Here is a 15,508-nt window from a genome sequence, read left to right on the forward strand (position 1 = left end):
TTTGTTTGTTTAGTTTTCAAGGATCGATTTCTTTATCGCTCAAAAGCGACTTTATTATCTTACCAAACAACCAACCCAAAGTCAATAACTTTTTTATTAGTTGTTGCCGTCTCGGTGACGACTTTTACTATATTACAGCATATCATTTAGATGGTCAATACTTTTTTTCTTATTTTTTCAAAGGAAAACCGCTGTTGTTTTCAGCGGCCTGCAACTGTTAGATAATCCAATGCTGTATTGCTACTAATGCTAATAAGCCTGGAATGCCCAAAAAGCCTGAGACTGCAGAAGTGGCGAAGTTGATTGGTACATGAATGCCATAATGATTGCCTGCAACATTGAGGAAGAACAAAAATAACGCCCCGATTAATAACTTTATGGCTGCTTGGCCCACAAAACGAGCTGGCTTAAAGGGAGCCCCCGAAAATAATAACAAAATGATGAGCCCCCCTAAAACGGAAATGACAACAATTGGTTCCAAAAAGTAATCCCCCTTCTTAGGTCCTTTATAAAACATATGTACAAGCTCAAAAAAATAGACCTGAGAAAAAGGAAAAGCCGTGGCACCTTCAATAGGCGCCACGGCTAAATCTTACCTCATTAAAGTAACATTCCGTTCTTTTGCTTCTCTTAAAAGGAAGATATATTTCGCTTCTGCAATCTTTGTTTGACAAATTACTTCATCAGATGGGTCAAAGCATTTTTCCAACAGCAGTTTTTCCTGCTGCCAATGTTCCTTAAATTTGTTTAGCTGGATCAAAAGCTTTTCATCATATTCCTTTCGAAGCCAGCCTTTACGCCGAAAAAACATAATCGAATCCTCCGGTCTTTTTTTGTGCGAGCCTATAATTCCCGCCGGCCCTCTAATGCTTTGGATAGGGTTACTTCATCAGCATACTCAAGATCGCCGCCAACCGGTAGACCATGGGCTATTCTCGTTGTTTTAATGCCTGACGGCTTTAACAACCGAGAAATATACATCGCTGTTGCTTCGCCTTCGATATTTGGATTCGTTGCTAAGATGACCTCTTGCACAGTTTCATCCTGTAATCGTTTTAACAAATCCGGGATATTAATATCCTCTGGTCCAATCCCGTCCATCGGAGAAATCGCCCCATGTAATACGTGGTATAATCCATTAAATTCCTTCATCTTTTCCATCGCGATTACATCTTTAGGATCTTGTACTACACATATTATGCCTTTATCACGGCGTTGATCTTCACAAATATAACATGGGTCTTGATCGGTGATGTGGCCGCAGACCGAACAATAAGTAAGATTTCGTTTCGCATTCACCAATGCCTTTGCAAAATCAAGCACGGTGTCTTCCTTCATACTTAACACATAAAAAGCCAAGCGGGCGGCTGTTTTTGGACCGATGCCCGGCAGTTTCATAAAGCTGTCAATCAGCTTCGATATCGGTTCAGGATAGTGCATGGTATTATTCCTCTCTTAAAAAAAGCCAAAGTGCATGAGTACCTACGCACTTTGGCTATATATTTTTATTAATCCAGCTTCAGCGCCTAGCTCCTCGAGTCAAATAACCTCCACCCAAAAAGTCAAAAAGCGACTTTCCGGGTGGAGAACATTTGCCTGTCGGAGCTGGGCAAGGCGCTTCCGCTTTTTTGTTTAAAACGGTAAATTCATTCCCTTTGTAAATTGTCCCATAGTATTGTTTGTTAGTTCTTCTGCCTTTTTAAGGGCATCGTTTACAGCAGCTAGGACTAAATCCTGCAGCATTTCCACGTCATCTGGATCAACTGCCTCCGGTTTAATTTGAACATCGACTACTTCTTTATGACCTGTTACCACGACACTAACCATGCCGCCGCCAGCAGTTCCTTCGATTTTCTCTTCGCCTAATTTTTCTTGAGCCTCAGCCATTTGCTTTTGCATTTTTTGCATTTGCTTCATCATATTTTGCATATTACCCATTCCGCCACGCATCATTTTTAAATTACCTCCATTTTTTAGTCAATTATTTCAACAAACTCTTCGCCAAATAATTTTTTGGCCTCAGCAATATGAGGTTCTTCTTCATGTTCCGGTCCGCTGCTTTCTCCTTCTTCACCATGCTGTGTGCTCAGGAAGCTTTCCCGGATCGACATCCAGTGTTCCTCGGGTACTCCTAAGATTAAAAGCCTTTTACCGGTGAATTTATTTAAGGCCGCGGTAATTCCGTCGAGGAAATCCCTTCTATCCATCGCCATTTGACAAATCATTTCATGTTTAAATTTTATAATTAAAGCATCAGTCGAGGCTGCGACTGGCTCTGCTTCATTAAGTAAGGCCGCATGCGATTTGATTAAATTGGCCCGCATTTCGCCCCATTTACTCTTAATCTGATTTAAATCATTTTTAGTTGCCTGCTTTAACACTTCATTAATCTTACCGACAGGCGGCTGGAATCCTTTTCTCGAACTCCTCTGGGCAGTCTTTTGCGGTGCTGGAGCCGCTTCTTGCGCGGAAATCGCCACACCATTTACCTTTAATTGCCTCAATTCATTTTCAAGCTGGTCAATTCTTGCTATCAAATGGTCGACATTTGCTGGTGCCGCTCCAGATTGCATAGTTTGTGCTGCTTCCATTTGACATAGCTTCACAATCGCTACTTCTAAGAAAATCCTTGGGTGGTTTGTCCAGCGCATCTCCTGCTGTGTTTTATTAAGGAGATCAATGAGTTGATAGATTTGCTCAGTCGGAATCGCTTCAGCCATTTCGCGAAATTCATCATCCAGCATAACTCTTTCCATGGATTCCTCGAGCTTGGGTGCTGTTTTATAAAGCAGCATATCACGATAAAACAAAATCATATCCTCGATAAATCGGGCTGGGTCTTTTCCGTGAAACAAAAGCTCATCTAACGCCTCTAACCCGCTGGCAACATCTTTATCCCGGAATGCTGCAGCTAATTTATTTAAAAATCCTTGGGATACTGAACCTGTTACCGTTAGAGCATCCTCAATGGTGACACGGTCATGACTGTAGGAAATCGCTTGATCCAATAAGCTTAAGGCGTCACGCATTCCGCCTTCAGCCGCCCTGGCAATCATTTGCAGGGCGTGCACGTCACAATTAACGCCTGTTTCATCGACAATCAACTTCATCCGATTGACGATGGAACCCGCGGTAATCCGCCTAAAATCAAAGCGCTGACACCTTGAGATAATCGTTAATGGAATTTTATGAGGTTCTGTTGTCGCCAAAATAAAGATTACATGCTTTGGCGGTTCCTCTAACGTTTTTAGCAGAGCATTAAAGGCACTAATCGATAGCATATGCACTTCATCGATAATATAGACTTTGTAGTTCACGGCAGTAGGAGCAAACTTCACTTTATCAAGAACATCACGCATCTCTTCGACTCTGGAGTTGGAGGCAGCATCAAATTCTAGTACATCGGAAATCGTCCCATTCGTAATCCCACGGCAGGCCGCACATTCATTGCATGGCTCTGAAACTGGGGCACGCTCACAATTGATTGCCTTTGCTAATATTTTAGCAGCACTTGTTTTACCTGTTCCTCTTGGTCCGGAAAAAAGATAGGCATGGGTGATCTTTTGTTGAAGCAGGGCATTTTGCAATGTCGTCGTTACATGTTCTTGTCCTACTACATCAATAAATTTCTGTGGACGCCAAACACGATATAAAGCTTGATAAGACATGTGACAATCGCCCCCTTCAAAAATTTTTCATCATAACTATTATAACGTATCTATTTTCCTTTTTACAAAAAGAATAACAAAAAAACTCATCCCTATTCTAGGATGAGTTTAATTATGTAAAATAAACTGCCGTGCACCTTCCTTCGACTGGCGCCCATAAGCGTTACTTAAGCAGTTAGCTCAGCCCAGGCACCCCTGCGGCACATGAGAGCGTCCACTTAATGCTGCTTCCTTCCGGACCTGACATGGTTCATGGATTCCCATTGCGCAGGACCCAGGCGTCAACACCACTTACTTAAGGCAGACCCTACAGGTCGCGAGCCTCAGAGAAGGGATTCAGTCCCGCTAGAGCGGATTGCGGGTACAGGGCACCGCTGCCTCCCCACCTAGCACGGCAAAGTTGATACCAAATATTAAGGCGTCATATCTGACGCTTTTTTAGTATACAAACAATCTCAGAAAAAATCAATCTTTATCCTTTGTAAATTACTGTAAATCTTTCAACAGACCATCATTTCTTTGCTGTTTCTCCCGCTTTTTCCTCTCTCTAATTTTTCGAAAAAAGTTAGAAAGCAATTGGCCGCACTCCGTTTCCAATACTCCTTTCACGACCTCGCTCTTGTGATTGAACCGCTCATCCTCGAGGAGATTCATCAAGGTGCCCGCACAGCCGCCCTTAGGGTCCGCCGCACCGTATACGACTCTTTTTACTCTTGATAAAATAATCGCCCCTGAACACATCGGACAAGGTTCTAAGGTCACATATAAAGTCGTATCTTCAAGCCGCCATGTTCCTAATTCCTTGCAGGCTTGATCAATGGCAAGCAGCTCTGCATGTGCGATTGATCTTTGCTCACTTTCACGTAAATTATGGGCCCTTGCGATTACCTTTCCATCCAGCACAATTACAGCGCCAATCGGCACCTCGTACAGTTCCTCAGCCTTTTTAGCTTCCTTAATTGCCTCCAGCATATAAAATTCATCTGGTGCTACATCCATTGCCATAAATAAACCGTCCTACTATTTATTTATCTACATTATAACATTTATCTGCACATGCCCTCATAGAATAGTTCTAGCGCATATACGTTGGGAGGTAATATGAATGCAAATTCATGTTGTCCAAAGAAATCAATCGTTAACCACCATTGCGAGAACATACCATACAACGGTTCAAGATATAATTGAAGCAAACGAGCTTCCGAATCCAAACAATCTCGTGATTGGACAATCACTGGTAATACCGATTGTCGGTCATTTTCATTTTGTTCAACCAGGTGAATCTTTAACCACTATAGGCAGAAGATATGGCGTTTCAGCTCAGACACTTGCGACCGTGAATCGAATTCAAGTCAATCAGCCACTTACTGTTGGATATCGTCTCTATATTCCACCGGGAATAAAAAAAAATGCTGAGTTTAATGCGTACGTCGAGCCGCGCGGCGATACGGTTGCCCCTGTCTTGGAGGAAAGCGCCCGCGAGGCGGCACCATATATCACTTACTTAGCCCCGTTCAGTTTCCAAGCTCGCCGTGACGGCACCTTGAAAGAGCCGTTACTAAATAACTTCCCTGCCATTGCCAGGGCCAACCGCAACGTTTTAATGATGGTCATCAACAATCAGGAAAATGACCAATTCAGCGATGAATTAGGCCGTATTTTATTAACGAACATGCAGATACAAGATAAGTTTCTCGACAATATTGTAGCGACCGCCAAAAAATATGGCTTCCGCGATATTCACTTTGACTTTGAATTTTTGCGCCCAGCAGACCGCGCGGCATATAACAGCTTTTTACGAAAGGCAAAGCAGCGATTCAGCCGGGAAGGCTGGCTAATGTCTACCGCACTTGCTCCAAAAACGAGTGCAGACCAGAAAGGGAAATGGTATGAAGGACATGACTACAAAGCTCATGGACAAATATCAGACTTCGTCGTTATTATGACCTATGAATGGGGCTATAGCGGCGGCCCTGCGATGGCTGTATCACCGATAGATCAGGTAAAGAAGGTATTAGATTATGCGGTTACTGAAATTCCTTCAAATAAAATTTTGATGGGGCAGAACCTGTATGGATATGACTGGACGCTCCCATTTGTCCAAGGCTCAGTCGCCAAGGCAGTCAGCCCGCAGGAGGCTATCAAGCTTGCCGCACAGCATAATGTCCCGATTCAATATGACACAAAAGCGCAGGCTCCACATTTTAACTACACCGATAACAGCGGAAAAAGACATGAGGTTTGGTTTGAAGATGCCCGCTCCATCCAAGCCAAATTTGACTTAATCAAAACGATGAATTTGCGAGGAATGAGCTACTGGAAGCTTGGACTCTCCTTCCCGCAAAACTGGCTGTTGATCGTGGATAATTTCCATGTGACAAAACGTGGGACATAAAAATAATTCTGACAAGAACTGCCGTCATTCGGCAGTTTTTTCATATATTTGACATGAAACGACTAACTTCTTAATTTTCCATATCCCTTCCTGCGACAGATTGTGATAAAATATCATTTGTGTCAAAAGATTTACCATGGCAAAGATAGAATAAATTATCCGGTTCATCCTGGTTAATATAGAGAGTGCAGGCAGTTGGAGAAGGAGGACTTGCAATGGGGGATACACCCTTTATTACCGTTGAAGGGCCGATTGGTGTTGGAAAAACATCACTTGCAAAGGCCATTTCAGAACACTTTAATTTTGCTTTATTAAAAGAGATTGTTGATGAAAATCCATTCCTTGGGAAATTTTACGAAAATATTGAGGAATGGAGTTTCCAGACGGAAATGTTCTTTCTCTGCAATCGCTTTAAGCAATTAGGGGATATCAATACCCATTATTTAAGCCAAAACAAGTCAGTTGTAGCGGACTACCATATATTTAAAAATTTGATTTTTGCTTCTCGGACGTTAAATCCTGATGAGTACAATAAGTACTACAAGATTTATCAAATTTTAACGGAGGATATGCCAAAGCCAAATGTCATTATCTATCTAAATGCTAGTCTTGATACGCTGCTCAGCCGTATAAAAATAAGAGGGCGAGAAGTAGAGAAAAATATCAGCCCGTTATATTTAGAACAACTATCCATCGACTATGAAAATGCCATTACAAGCTTTGAAAAGGAACATCCGGAAATCCCCGTTCTCCGCTTTAGCGGCGATGAGTTGGATTTTGTCAAAAATAAAGCAGATTTAAATCATATTATTGAAAAACTATCATTATCGTTAAAAGAGAACAGCTGGTCCAACACATTATAGAAACAGGGGGATGTTAGTGAGTATTGTTATTGGTGGTATGATTGGGCTTGGAAAAACAAGTGTGGCAGACACGTTAAATGCACACTTTAAAAATAAAGGAATTGAGAGCAAGGTGTTTTACGAAACGGTGGATGATAATCCGATTCTTCCACTTTATTATGAATTGACACCTGAGGAATTAGATGCACGAAGAATTCCGTTCCTCCTGCAATTATTCTTTTTAAATAAACGCTTCAAAACGGTAAAAGAATGTATTAATTGGCGTGAGCCTATTTACACCATTCAAGACCGGTCGATTTATGAAGATTGGTACTTTGCTTATGTGAATAAAACATTAGGCAGAATTTCGGATTTAGAATTTAAAATTTATGAAGATCTCGTGGAAAACATGATGGAAGAACTAAAAGAGCTTCCGAAAAAAGCACCGGATCTAATGGTTTACCTCAAGGGATCCTTTGATACGGTTATTGATCGAATTATGTCACGCGGCCGCAGCTTTGAAATTAACCCAGAGCTAAAAGAGTATTATTTTGAAGTGTGGAAGGGCTATGATGATTGGGTATTAAATCAATATGATGCCAGTGAAGTATTAATTATTGATATGGACAGCACTGATGTCGTAAAAAGCAATGATGATGCCGAGCGCGTTTGCCGTGAAGTGGAAGAAAAATTAAACGAGATTTTAAATATAACAAAAACACCAATTGGCTGATAGCCAGTTGGTGTTTTTTTATCTTGCTAAGTTTTTTGTGAGTCCCTTAGTGACCGTTGGGCATAATTTTTTGCCTCTTCGGGCATTTGGAGCCTCTCGCACAATTAATATCTTCTCTAAATAAAAAAAAATCCGCTACATGTATATGTAACGAATTTTTATCTCCAGTTTTATGCGCGATTGTAAGTATATTGTGGCGGAGGAAGAGGGATTCGAACCCCCGCGCGGTTTAACCCGCCTGTCGGTTTTCAAGACCGATCCCTTCAGCCGGACTTGGGTATTCCTCCGTATCAACAAAAGATAATTTATCATAATATGATTAGCATGTCAACTTTTTAAATAAAAATACTGGACGGATCAAATCCGCCCAGAAATTTTTTAAAAAGGCTTAATGACCTCGCGGTTGCCCATATATGGACGGAGTACGGCTGGAATCACGACACTGCCGTCTTCCTGCTGATAATTTTCCAAAATAGCAGCCACCGTGCGGCCAATCGCAAGGCCAGATCCGTTAAGTGTATGAACATGTTCAGGCTTTGCCTTAGGGTCGCGGCGGAAGCGAATATTAGCCCGTCTCGCCTGGAAGGCTTCAAAATTACTGCAAGAAGAGATTTCGCGGTAAGTCCCATAGCTTGGAATCCAAACCTCGATGTCATACTTTTTCGCGGCAGTAAACCCTAGGTCACCCGTGCACATGCTTAGAACGCGGTATGGAAGTTCCAGAAGCTGCAACACTCTTTCTGCATCATTTGTCAGCTTTTCAAGCTCCTCATAAGAATCCTCAGGCTTCACAAACTTTACAAGCTCTACTTTATTGAATTGATGCTGGCGAATCAATCCGCGGGTATCTCGGCCGGCTGACCCTGCCTCTGAACGGAAACATGCGCTGTACGCCGCAAAGCGGATTGGCAGTTCCTCGCCGCTTAAGATTTCATCACGGTGATAGTTGGTAACCGGAACCTCTGCAGTCGGAATGAGGAAATAATCTTCACTTTCAATTAAAAAGGCATCCTCTTCAAACTTCGGTAACTGCCCTGTCCCCGTCATGCTTGTTCGGTTAACCATGTACGGAGGCAGGATTTCCGTATATCCATGCTCATCAACATGCAAATCTAGCATAAAGCTCATTAACGCTCGCTCTAGACGTGCTCCAAGCCCTTTGTAAAAGACAAACCGGCTTCCTGTTACTTTTCCTGCCCGTTCAAAATCGAGAATCCCTAATTGATCAGCTATATCCCAGTGGGGCTTTGCTTCAAATTCAAACTCACGCACTTGACCCCACTTTTTGATTTCGACATTATCATCTTCTGTTTCACCGACGGGAACAGATTCATGTGGAATATTCGGGATACTGAGCAGCAATAATTCCAATGTCTCTTCTACTCCTCTAAGCTCCTCATCAAGTGTTTTAATGCGGTCACCCACTTCGCGCATTTCCGTAATCAGATGATCAGCATCCTGTTTTTCGCGTTTTAATGCTGCAACCTGCTGAGAAACTTCATTCCGACGGCTTTTTAATTTTTCAGATTCAACAATCAGTTCACGTCGATTTAAGTCAAGCTCTTCAAATCTGCCCAGATCTGTTAAATCCTCACCGCGATTTTGCAGCTTTTCTTTAACCTCCGCAAAATTCGCTCTTAATACTTTAATATCTAACATCCAACTGCACTCCTTTTTTAAAAATAAATACAAAAAACTCCCGCCCCAAAAACAGGGACGAGAGTTACCCGCGTTACCACCCTGGTTGACAGTCGAAACTGTCCACCTCAAAAACGTTAACGGATTTGTACCGAAAGTACTTACTGGCCTTTACAAAAAAGACGTTCCATACCTTACTCGAGGAGGGATTCACAAGCTTTATCCACCGGTTCACACCAGCCACCGGCTCTCTTCAAGAATAAACTTCTTGTTACTAGTTCCTCTCATTGCTTTAAACAATATGGATTTGTATTTCTTAATTTACTACATATATTATCCAAATGCAACCAGTTTTATACTAATTGTTTTGCCTTTGCTTCCTTCACCATTTCCACGAAGTAAGCCGTGAGGCGGTGATTGTCTGTTAGTTCTGGATGGAAGGAACAACCTAGGAATTGGCCTTCACGTGCAGCGACGATGCGTTCATTATGCTTGGACAGGATTTCAACATTCTCTCCTGCCTCCACGATGTGCGGCGCACGAATAAATACCGCTGGGAAACTTTCAGCAACATATTTAATCGCAAGGTCGGCCTCAAAGCTATCAACCTGACGGCCAAAGGAATTGCGTTCCACCTTAATGTCCATTACGCCGACGTGCGGCTCACTATAGCCAACAATATCTTTTGCTAATAGAATTAGTCCTGCACAAGTACCAAACATTGGTTTCCCAGCGCTGGCAAATTCCTTTAAAGCGGGCATGAAATCATATTTATCAATTAAGCGGCGCATCGTTGTGCTCTCTCCGCCAGGGAGGATGAGGCCATCAACTTCGTCTAATTGCTCTTTCCGTTTGACGGCAACCGCTTCTACGTTACATGCTTGAATTGAGTTAATATGTTCGCGGACAGCACCTTGCAAAGCGAGAACTCCAATTTTAATCATAGTAATACCCCTTTATTGGTCTTAAACTTTGATAACTGTCCAACTCCAGGCGCCATCGGCTCGAGGTCTAATCCGATAAGCAGGCGCCTTCCGCTTTTATTATTACCATCCACGCTCCTGCATACGTGCTTCAGCTGCTAAAGATGAAATTTCGATACCCCTCATCGGAATTCCAAGATACTTTGAAAGTTCGGCAATCAATTTGTAATCTTGGAAATGAGTTGTTGCTTCAACAATCGCTCTTGCAAATTTCGCTGGGTTCTCTGATTTGGAGATACCAGATCCAACAAATACACCGTCAGCGCCTAATTGCATCATAAGGGCTGCATCAGCAGGTGTTGCGACACTGCCGGCAGCAAAGTTAACTACTGGAAGGCGGGCCAAGACGCTCAATAGTAAGAATTATTCTTTTACACTTTTGGAATATTTCCACGGAATATGTCCCATAAAATCATTAATGCAACAAAAAAGGATTCCTGTCAAGACAAGAATCCTTTTTTTAAATAGCTTATTTTTCCATATTAACGTGAGGATTAAAACCAGCCCTTAACGGTATTGGAAATCCCGTGCCATACATCTCCGAAGAAATTGCCGATGCCTCTCATCATTAACACAAACCAGTTTGCCTTTTCAACATCCTGCGCCGCAATGACATCAACTTGAACCTTCTTTTGACCTTCTGCCGTTAAGAAGCTGACCTTTTCGCCATTTTTCGGTTGAATTGTTAACGTTCCAACCTTATCGCCCTTTTTAATCGGAGCAGTTAATTCACCTTTTTTATTCACCTTGTTTTTATCTAATACCAAAACAGGTTTATATTCTTTCTTCTCGCCATTTAAAATCACCATATTGATGGCTGACTTTGTATAGATCTTTACTAGATCGCTTTTCCCCTTAATAACAGGGATTGTTTTGTAGCCTTTCACTTGATAATGCTTTGGAACTACTTCTTCTTTTGTGTAATTGCTAAACGCATAATCCATCATTTTTCTTGTTTCGTCGAAGCGCGCTTTATAGCCGCCTTGGCCGCTGGCATCTTTGGCATTTTGTACAACTGTGATAAACCTCTTGCCATCACGGCTCGCCGTTCCGGTGAAGCAGTAGCCGGCGAAATCTGTTGTACCTGTTTTAAGCCCGTCCATACCTTCATAGCCATATGTTAAAGATGGCAGCATCCAGTTCCAGTTATCCATCTTAATCTGGTCGGTTGTGCCTTCTCTAAAGGTTTTCTTTGGCGTACTTGCAGTTTTTAGGACTTCTGGGAAATCATTAATTAAATGGAACGCTAATTTGGCAACGGCACGAGATGACATTACGTTTTCATCCTCCGCACCTGTTCCTTCCGGCTGCATGCCATTGTAATCACGATTATTTAAACCAGTGGAATTAACGAATTTATAATCCTTCAATCCCAACTTCTTTGCTTTATCATTCATCATTTTAACGAAGTTCGTTTCCGAACCGCCAATTTTTTCAGCAATCGCAATGGTTGCGGCATTTGCAGAGTAAATCGCCATTGCCTCATATAACTCACGGATTGTATATTTATCATCTGGTCTTAATGGAACATTGGAAAGATCTGTTCTCTGGGAGATTTTATACACAAGGTCACTTGGTGTGTATTCTTGGTCCCATTTCACTTTCCCTTTTTTTACGGACTCTAGTAATAGATACTCCGTCATCATCTTCGTCATACTAGCAATTCCTAGTACAGTATCTGCATTCTTTTCGTATAAAACCTTACCTGTTTCTCCATCGACTAAAATCGCACCGTCTGCACTTACATTTAAAGCTGCTTCTGCCTTGGCTGAACTCGCCCCGGCAAATAGGCTGATAAACAACATGATTGCCATGAAGCCGGCAATGCATTTCTGATAAACATGTTTGTTCACTTTATATAACCCTCCAACGTTTTATTACACCTTGGTTATTTTATCATAACTGCCTAGTAAATCATAGACAGAGCATCGACCCATCTTACATCCATTTTTTGTACTAGGCAGGACTTTTTTCATAAAAAAACAGAGAGGCTCATTAGCCCCTCTGTTTAAAAATTATATGTTTGAATAGTTTGGTGCTTCTTTTGTGATTTGTACATCATGCGGGTGGCTTTCTCGTAGGCCTGCACCCGTCATTTTGATGAATTGTGCTTTTGTTCTTAAATCATACAGGTCTTTTGTTCCGCAATACCCCATTCCTGAACGAAGGCCGCCAATCAGCTGGTAAATTGTTTCGGATAATGGCCCTTTATATGGAATGCGGCCCTCAATTCCCTCTGGAACAAACTTTTTATTATCTTCTTGGAAATAACGGTCCTTTGAACCTTTTTCCATCGCGGCAACGGAGCCCATTCCCCGGTAAACTTTAAAGCGGCGTCCTTGGAAAATTTCCGTTTCTCCTGGGCTTTCAGTTACCCCTGCTAATAAACTTCCAAGCATGACGGCATGACCGCCGGCTGCGAGCGCTTTGACAATATCCCCTGAGAATTTAATTCCGCCATCGGCAATAATTGTTTTTCCATGCTTCATTGCTTCTGTTGCACAATCATAAACAGCGGTAATTTGTGGAACACCTACACCTGCAACGACCCTTGTGGTACAAATTGAACCTGGTCCAATTCCCACTTTCACAACATCGGCCCCCGCTTCAATCAAGTCCTTCGTAGCTTCAGCAGTGGCGACATTTCCTGCAATAATGGTCAAATCAGGATATGCATCTCTAATTTGTTTAACCGTGTCGAGAACGCCCTTTGAATGCCCGTGAGCGGTATCGACAACAATGACGTCTACGCTTGCCTTAACAAGCTTATCGACACGTTTCATAGTATCGCTTGTAACGCCGACGGCAGCACCGGCTAATAAACGCCCTTGGCGGTCTTTTGCTGAGTTAGGGAACTCAATGACCTTTTCAATATCTTTAATGGTGATTAGTCCTTTTAAGACACCTTGATCATCCACTAGCGGTAGCTTTTCAATTTTATGCTTTTGAAGGATTTTTTCAGCTTCCTTCAAGGTTGTGCCTACTGGCGCAGTAACAAGATTTTCTTTTGTCATCACGTCAGAAATTTTGAAAGAGTAATCCTGGATAAAACGCAAATCACGGTTGGTAATAATTCCAATCAGCTTTTGCTCCTCCATGTTATTCACGATTGGCACACCTGAAATTCGGTATTTCCCCATTAGATGCTCTGCATCGTATACTTGGTGATCTGGGGTTAGGTAAAATGGATCGCTAATTACTCCACTTTCTGATCTCTTTACCTTTTCAACCTGCTCAGCCTGTTGTTCAATAGTCATATTCTTATGGATAATCCCTAAGCCGCCTTGTCGGGCAATCGAGATTGCCATTTCCGATTCGGTAACAGTATCCATGCCCGCACTGATAATCGGGATATTAAGCTTTACATTAGGCGATAACTCTACTTGTAAATTCACATCTCTCGGCAGAACTTCAGACTTACCAGGAATCAACAACACATCATCAAACGTTAAACCTTCTTTTGCAAACTTAGTTTCCCACATTTTAACGGCCTCCAGGACAAAAAATTTTATTTGTAGGTTAACAATTGGACAAAATACTGTCAAGGAGAAAGTATTAATTTGATTTTTCTGAAAAAGGTGATTTTATATTGGATATTCAATTTAAGGATTGGAAAAGCTTTGCCTGCTTCTTTTCAGCTGAATACTGCCAAGCTTTTTTAAGAAAATGTTACCAAAAAGGCGGAGTCGAAAATCCTGAACAAAAAAGTTATGAAAACGGTTATGCCTTTCTTTATTATCTTGAACATGGACAAATATATTATGAACAGGCTGAAAAATCCCCGCTTATTTTAAAACCAATTCTTCTTTTTTATGGTCTCGTTCATTTAATAAAAGCATGCATTTTAACCATAGATCCCGCCTATCCTGAAACGACAGCTGTTTTAGCACATGGAGTTTCCACTCGAAAAAGAAAAAAACAAAATTATCTATTCTTTCAGGATGAGGTGAAGATACAAAAAAATGGACTTTTCCCCTATATGTCGGAAAAATTGTTTCATGTGAAACAATTGGAAGGGGAAAAAGTCTTCATGGAGGAATTACTACAGCTTATACCTGAGCTGGATGATTTATTCTTTTTAATTGAGGGGAAGAGAACCTTTGCAAAATTACATAAGCAAGGTGATCAGCTTATTATTCCTGAGATGGTTTTGGACCACTTTCATATGACAGATGGGCGGTTTAAGGAGTTTTTTGCTTCTAAGGTTGGTAGTGGGGTTGAGTTTTTGGGGGAAGGACTTAGTTTTTCTGCTGATGAGAAGGCTCTTTCAGGTGTTTCCCCGGTGAAGCTTAATTTGGAGAATAATTCTTATTGTTTGCCGCTTCATAAAAGTAATCTTTTTAATTTTCCTGAGCTGCTGATCCATTATTTATTGTTGTATAACCTGAGCATGATTGCTCGTTATGAAACGGAATGGTGGAGTGAATTGACGAAAATGATGCCGAATCGGGATTATCCGTTTATTGATACGTTTTTGGGGATTACGATGAAAAAGGGTCCGTTTTTAGTTTATCAGTATTTGATGGGGTGAAAGACAGTTCGGGGGGTTAATTTGTGATTTGTCTTTCGGCATGGTTATGAAGCTGAGTTTATGGGGGTGGTCGGTAGTTAGACCTGTCCTTAACAAGATTGAGGGCTACTTACGGACTCAGCCTTTCATTTTTCTACAGCCCGTGTCTTCTAAGGGCTATTGCGGACTCGACCTTTCATTTTTCCACTGCCTGTGTCCTCTATAAGAGTTATTGTGGACTCGGCCTTTTATTTTCCACTGCCTGTGTCCTCTATAAGCGTTATTGTGGACTGTGCTTTTCATTTTTCTACAGCCCGTGTCTTCTATAAGGGCTATTGCGGACTCGACCTTTCATTTTTCCAAAGCTTATGTCCTCTATAAGCGCTATCGTGGACTCGGCCTTCCATTTTTCCAGTTCCCGTGTCCACAATATAGTCCATTTTAACTTTGGATATACGTTTGTTCCCAATACAAAAAGACAACCCTCGCGGATTGTCCTTTTTCATTTGCCTGGCAACGTCCTACTCTCACAGGGGCGCGTGCCCCAACTACCATCGGCGCTGAGAAGCTTAACTTCCGTGTTCGGTATGGGAACGGGTGTGACCTTCTCGCCATAATTACCAGACTATTTTATTAAGGGTTCATTCCCTCAAAACTAGATAATGCAGAAGAAGTTTTAGTAAAATCGAGTTCACCTTATTGACTTGGTTAAGTCCTCGAACGATTAGTATCAGTCAGC

The 15,508-nt window shown here is 41.8% G+C and carries 14 protein-coding genes, 1 tRNA gene, 1 rRNA gene, 1 other RNA gene, 1 pseudogene and 1 other annotated feature; of the genes and pseudogenes, 4 read left to right on the plus strand and 14 right to left on the minus strand.

The genetic code is table 11. The features are described 5' to 3' along the window. Positions 1–217: 217 nt before the first annotated feature. The 7 genes from ACIFOT_RS23835 to tadA form a co-directional block, all read right to left on the minus strand. A complete protein-coding gene (locus ACIFOT_RS23835) occupies positions 218–481 on the minus strand; it encodes a pro-sigmaK processing inhibitor BofA family protein (RefSeq protein ID WP_430068743.1) in 264 nt (87 codons plus the stop codon). 111 nt (positions 482–592) lie between these two features. Then, the gene (locus ACIFOT_RS23840; protein ID WP_430068746.1) at positions 593–811 is read right to left on the minus strand and encodes a YaaL family protein; all 219 of its coding nucleotides are present in this window, start codon (positions 809–811) and stop codon (positions 593–595) included. A gap of 32 nt (positions 812–843) precedes the next feature. Further along, positions 844–1,440, minus strand: coding sequence for a recombination mediator RecR (recR, locus tag ACIFOT_RS23845; RefSeq protein WP_335715320.1), 597 nt, complete (start codon positions 1,438–1,440; stop codon positions 844–846). Between the two features lie 192 nt (positions 1,441–1,632). Next, positions 1,633–1,953 carry a YbaB/EbfC family nucleoid-associated protein gene (locus ACIFOT_RS23850; RefSeq protein ID WP_430068749.1) on the minus strand — a complete coding sequence of 107 codons (321 nt, stop codon included), beginning with the start codon at positions 1,951–1,953 and terminating at the stop codon, positions 1,633–1,635. Positions 1,954–1,973: 20 nt separating this feature from the next. Next, complete coding sequence (dnaX, locus tag ACIFOT_RS23855) at positions 1,974–3,668, minus strand: DNA polymerase III subunit gamma/tau (RefSeq protein ID WP_430068752.1); 1,695 nt, start codon at positions 3,666–3,668, stop codon at positions 1,974–1,976. A 129-nt stretch (positions 3,669–3,797) separates the two neighbouring features. Then, positions 3,798–4,063: signal recognition particle sRNA large type (ffs, locus tag ACIFOT_RS23860), an RNA gene on the minus strand. 91 nt (positions 4,064–4,154) lie between these two features. Next, on the minus strand, positions 4,155–4,667 hold the full coding sequence (tadA, locus tag ACIFOT_RS23865; RefSeq protein ID WP_430068775.1) for a tRNA adenosine(34) deaminase TadA: 513 nt from the start codon (positions 4,665–4,667) through the stop codon (positions 4,155–4,157). A 106-nt stretch (positions 4,668–4,773) separates the two neighbouring features. On the opposite strand from tadA, the gene ACIFOT_RS23870 reads away from it, so the two are divergent. The 3 genes from ACIFOT_RS23870 (at position 4,774) to ACIFOT_RS23880 (ending at position 7,638) form a co-directional block, all read left to right on the plus strand. Continuing rightward, positions 4,774–6,063: a glycosyl hydrolase family 18 protein gene (locus tag ACIFOT_RS23870; RefSeq protein WP_430068754.1), complete on the plus strand. Its 1,290-nt coding sequence runs from the start codon at positions 4,774–4,776 to the stop codon at positions 6,061–6,063. Between the two features lie 215 nt (positions 6,064–6,278). Continuing rightward, positions 6,279–6,926: a deoxynucleoside kinase gene (locus tag ACIFOT_RS23875; protein WP_430068757.1), complete on the plus strand. Its 648-nt coding sequence runs from the start codon at positions 6,279–6,281 to the stop codon at positions 6,924–6,926. 16 nt (positions 6,927–6,942) lie between these two features. Further along, the gene (locus ACIFOT_RS23880; protein ID WP_430068760.1) at positions 6,943–7,638 is read left to right on the plus strand and encodes a deoxynucleoside kinase; all 696 of its coding nucleotides are present in this window, start codon (positions 6,943–6,945) and stop codon (positions 7,636–7,638) included. Between the two features lie 194 nt (positions 7,639–7,832). Here the strand turns inward: ACIFOT_RS23880 and ACIFOT_RS23885 are convergent. The 6 genes and pseudogenes from ACIFOT_RS23885 to guaB all read right to left on the minus strand — a co-directional run bounded on the left by ACIFOT_RS23885 (position 7,833) and on the right by guaB (position 13,741). After that, positions 7,833–7,925 (minus strand) — tRNA-Ser (locus ACIFOT_RS23885). 91 nt (positions 7,926–8,016) lie between these two features. Then, positions 8,017–9,297 (minus strand): serine--tRNA ligase, encoded by a 1,281-nt coding sequence (gene serS, locus ACIFOT_RS23890; protein ID WP_430068763.1) that lies wholly within the window; start codon positions 9,295–9,297, stop codon positions 8,017–8,019. Positions 9,298–9,347: 50 nt separating this feature from the next. Next, positions 9,348–9,573, minus strand: a binding site (T-box leader). Between the two features lie 56 nt (positions 9,574–9,629). Beyond that, positions 9,630–10,220: a pyridoxal 5'-phosphate synthase glutaminase subunit PdxT gene (gene pdxT / locus ACIFOT_RS23895; protein WP_430068766.1), complete on the minus strand. Its 591-nt coding sequence runs from the start codon at positions 10,218–10,220 to the stop codon at positions 9,630–9,632. Between the two features lie 102 nt (positions 10,221–10,322). Next, a pseudogene (locus ACIFOT_RS23900) lies at positions 10,323–10,598 on the minus strand (pyridoxal 5'-phosphate synthase lyase subunit PdxS); the annotation flags it as partial. A 155-nt stretch (positions 10,599–10,753) separates the two neighbouring features. Then, entirely contained in the window at positions 10,754–12,073 is a 1,320-nt protein-coding gene (locus tag ACIFOT_RS23905; protein WP_430068778.1) for a serine hydrolase, read from the minus strand. 201 nt (positions 12,074–12,274) lie between these two features. Next, a complete protein-coding gene (guaB, locus tag ACIFOT_RS23910) occupies positions 12,275–13,741 on the minus strand; it encodes an IMP dehydrogenase (protein ID WP_430068769.1) in 1,467 nt (488 codons plus the stop codon). A gap of 107 nt (positions 13,742–13,848) precedes the next feature. On the opposite strand from guaB, the gene ACIFOT_RS23915 reads away from it, so the two are divergent. Beyond that, positions 13,849–14,790, plus strand: coding sequence for a YaaC family protein (locus ACIFOT_RS23915; protein WP_430068772.1), 942 nt, complete (start codon positions 13,849–13,851; stop codon positions 14,788–14,790). 487 nt (positions 14,791–15,277) lie between these two features. On the opposite strand, the gene rrf is transcribed toward ACIFOT_RS23915, so the two are convergent. Beyond that, positions 15,278–15,394 (minus strand): 5S ribosomal RNA (gene rrf, locus ACIFOT_RS23920). Positions 15,395–15,508 lie beyond the last annotated feature (114 nt).

It is taken from the genome of Neobacillus sp. NRS-1170 (assembly GCF_050468025.1).

What these genes read in the sequence shown, in the direction of transcription:
- guaB (WP_430068769.1), bottom strand. Translation starts at nt 13,741, where the DNA reads ATGTGGGAAACTAAGTTTGCAAAAGAAGGTTTAACGTTTGATGATGTG.
- ACIFOT_RS23875 (WP_430068757.1), top strand. Translation starts at nt 6,279, where the DNA reads ATGGGGGATACACCCTTTATTACCGTTGAAGGGCCGATTGGTGTTGGA.
- serS (WP_430068763.1), bottom strand. Translation starts at nt 9,297, where the DNA reads ATGTTAGATATTAAAGTATTAAGAGCGAATTTTGCGGAGGTTAAAGAA.
- pdxT (WP_430068766.1), bottom strand. Translation starts at nt 10,220, where the DNA reads ATGATTAAAATTGGAGTTCTCGCTTTGCAAGGTGCTGTCCGCGAACAT.
- tadA (WP_430068775.1), bottom strand. Translation starts at nt 4,667, where the DNA reads ATGGATGTAGCACCAGATGAATTTTATATGCTGGAGGCAATTAAGGAA.
- ACIFOT_RS23870 (WP_430068754.1), top strand. Translation starts at nt 4,774, where the DNA reads ATGCAAATTCATGTTGTCCAAAGAAATCAATCGTTAACCACCATTGCG.
- recR (WP_335715320.1), bottom strand. Translation starts at nt 1,440, where the DNA reads ATGCACTATCCTGAACCGATATCGAAGCTGATTGACAGCTTTATGAAA.
- ACIFOT_RS23905 (WP_430068778.1), bottom strand. Translation starts at nt 12,073, where the DNA reads ATGGCAATCATGTTGTTTATCAGCCTATTTGCCGGGGCGAGTTCAGCC.
- dnaX (WP_430068752.1), bottom strand. Translation starts at nt 3,668, where the DNA reads ATGTCTTATCAAGCTTTATATCGTGTTTGGCGTCCACAGAAATTTATT.
- ACIFOT_RS23840 (WP_430068746.1), bottom strand. Translation starts at nt 811, where the DNA reads ATGTTTTTTCGGCGTAAAGGCTGGCTTCGAAAGGAATATGATGAAAAG.
- ACIFOT_RS23850 (WP_430068749.1), bottom strand. Translation starts at nt 1,953, where the DNA reads ATGATGCGTGGCGGAATGGGTAATATGCAAAATATGATGAAGCAAATG.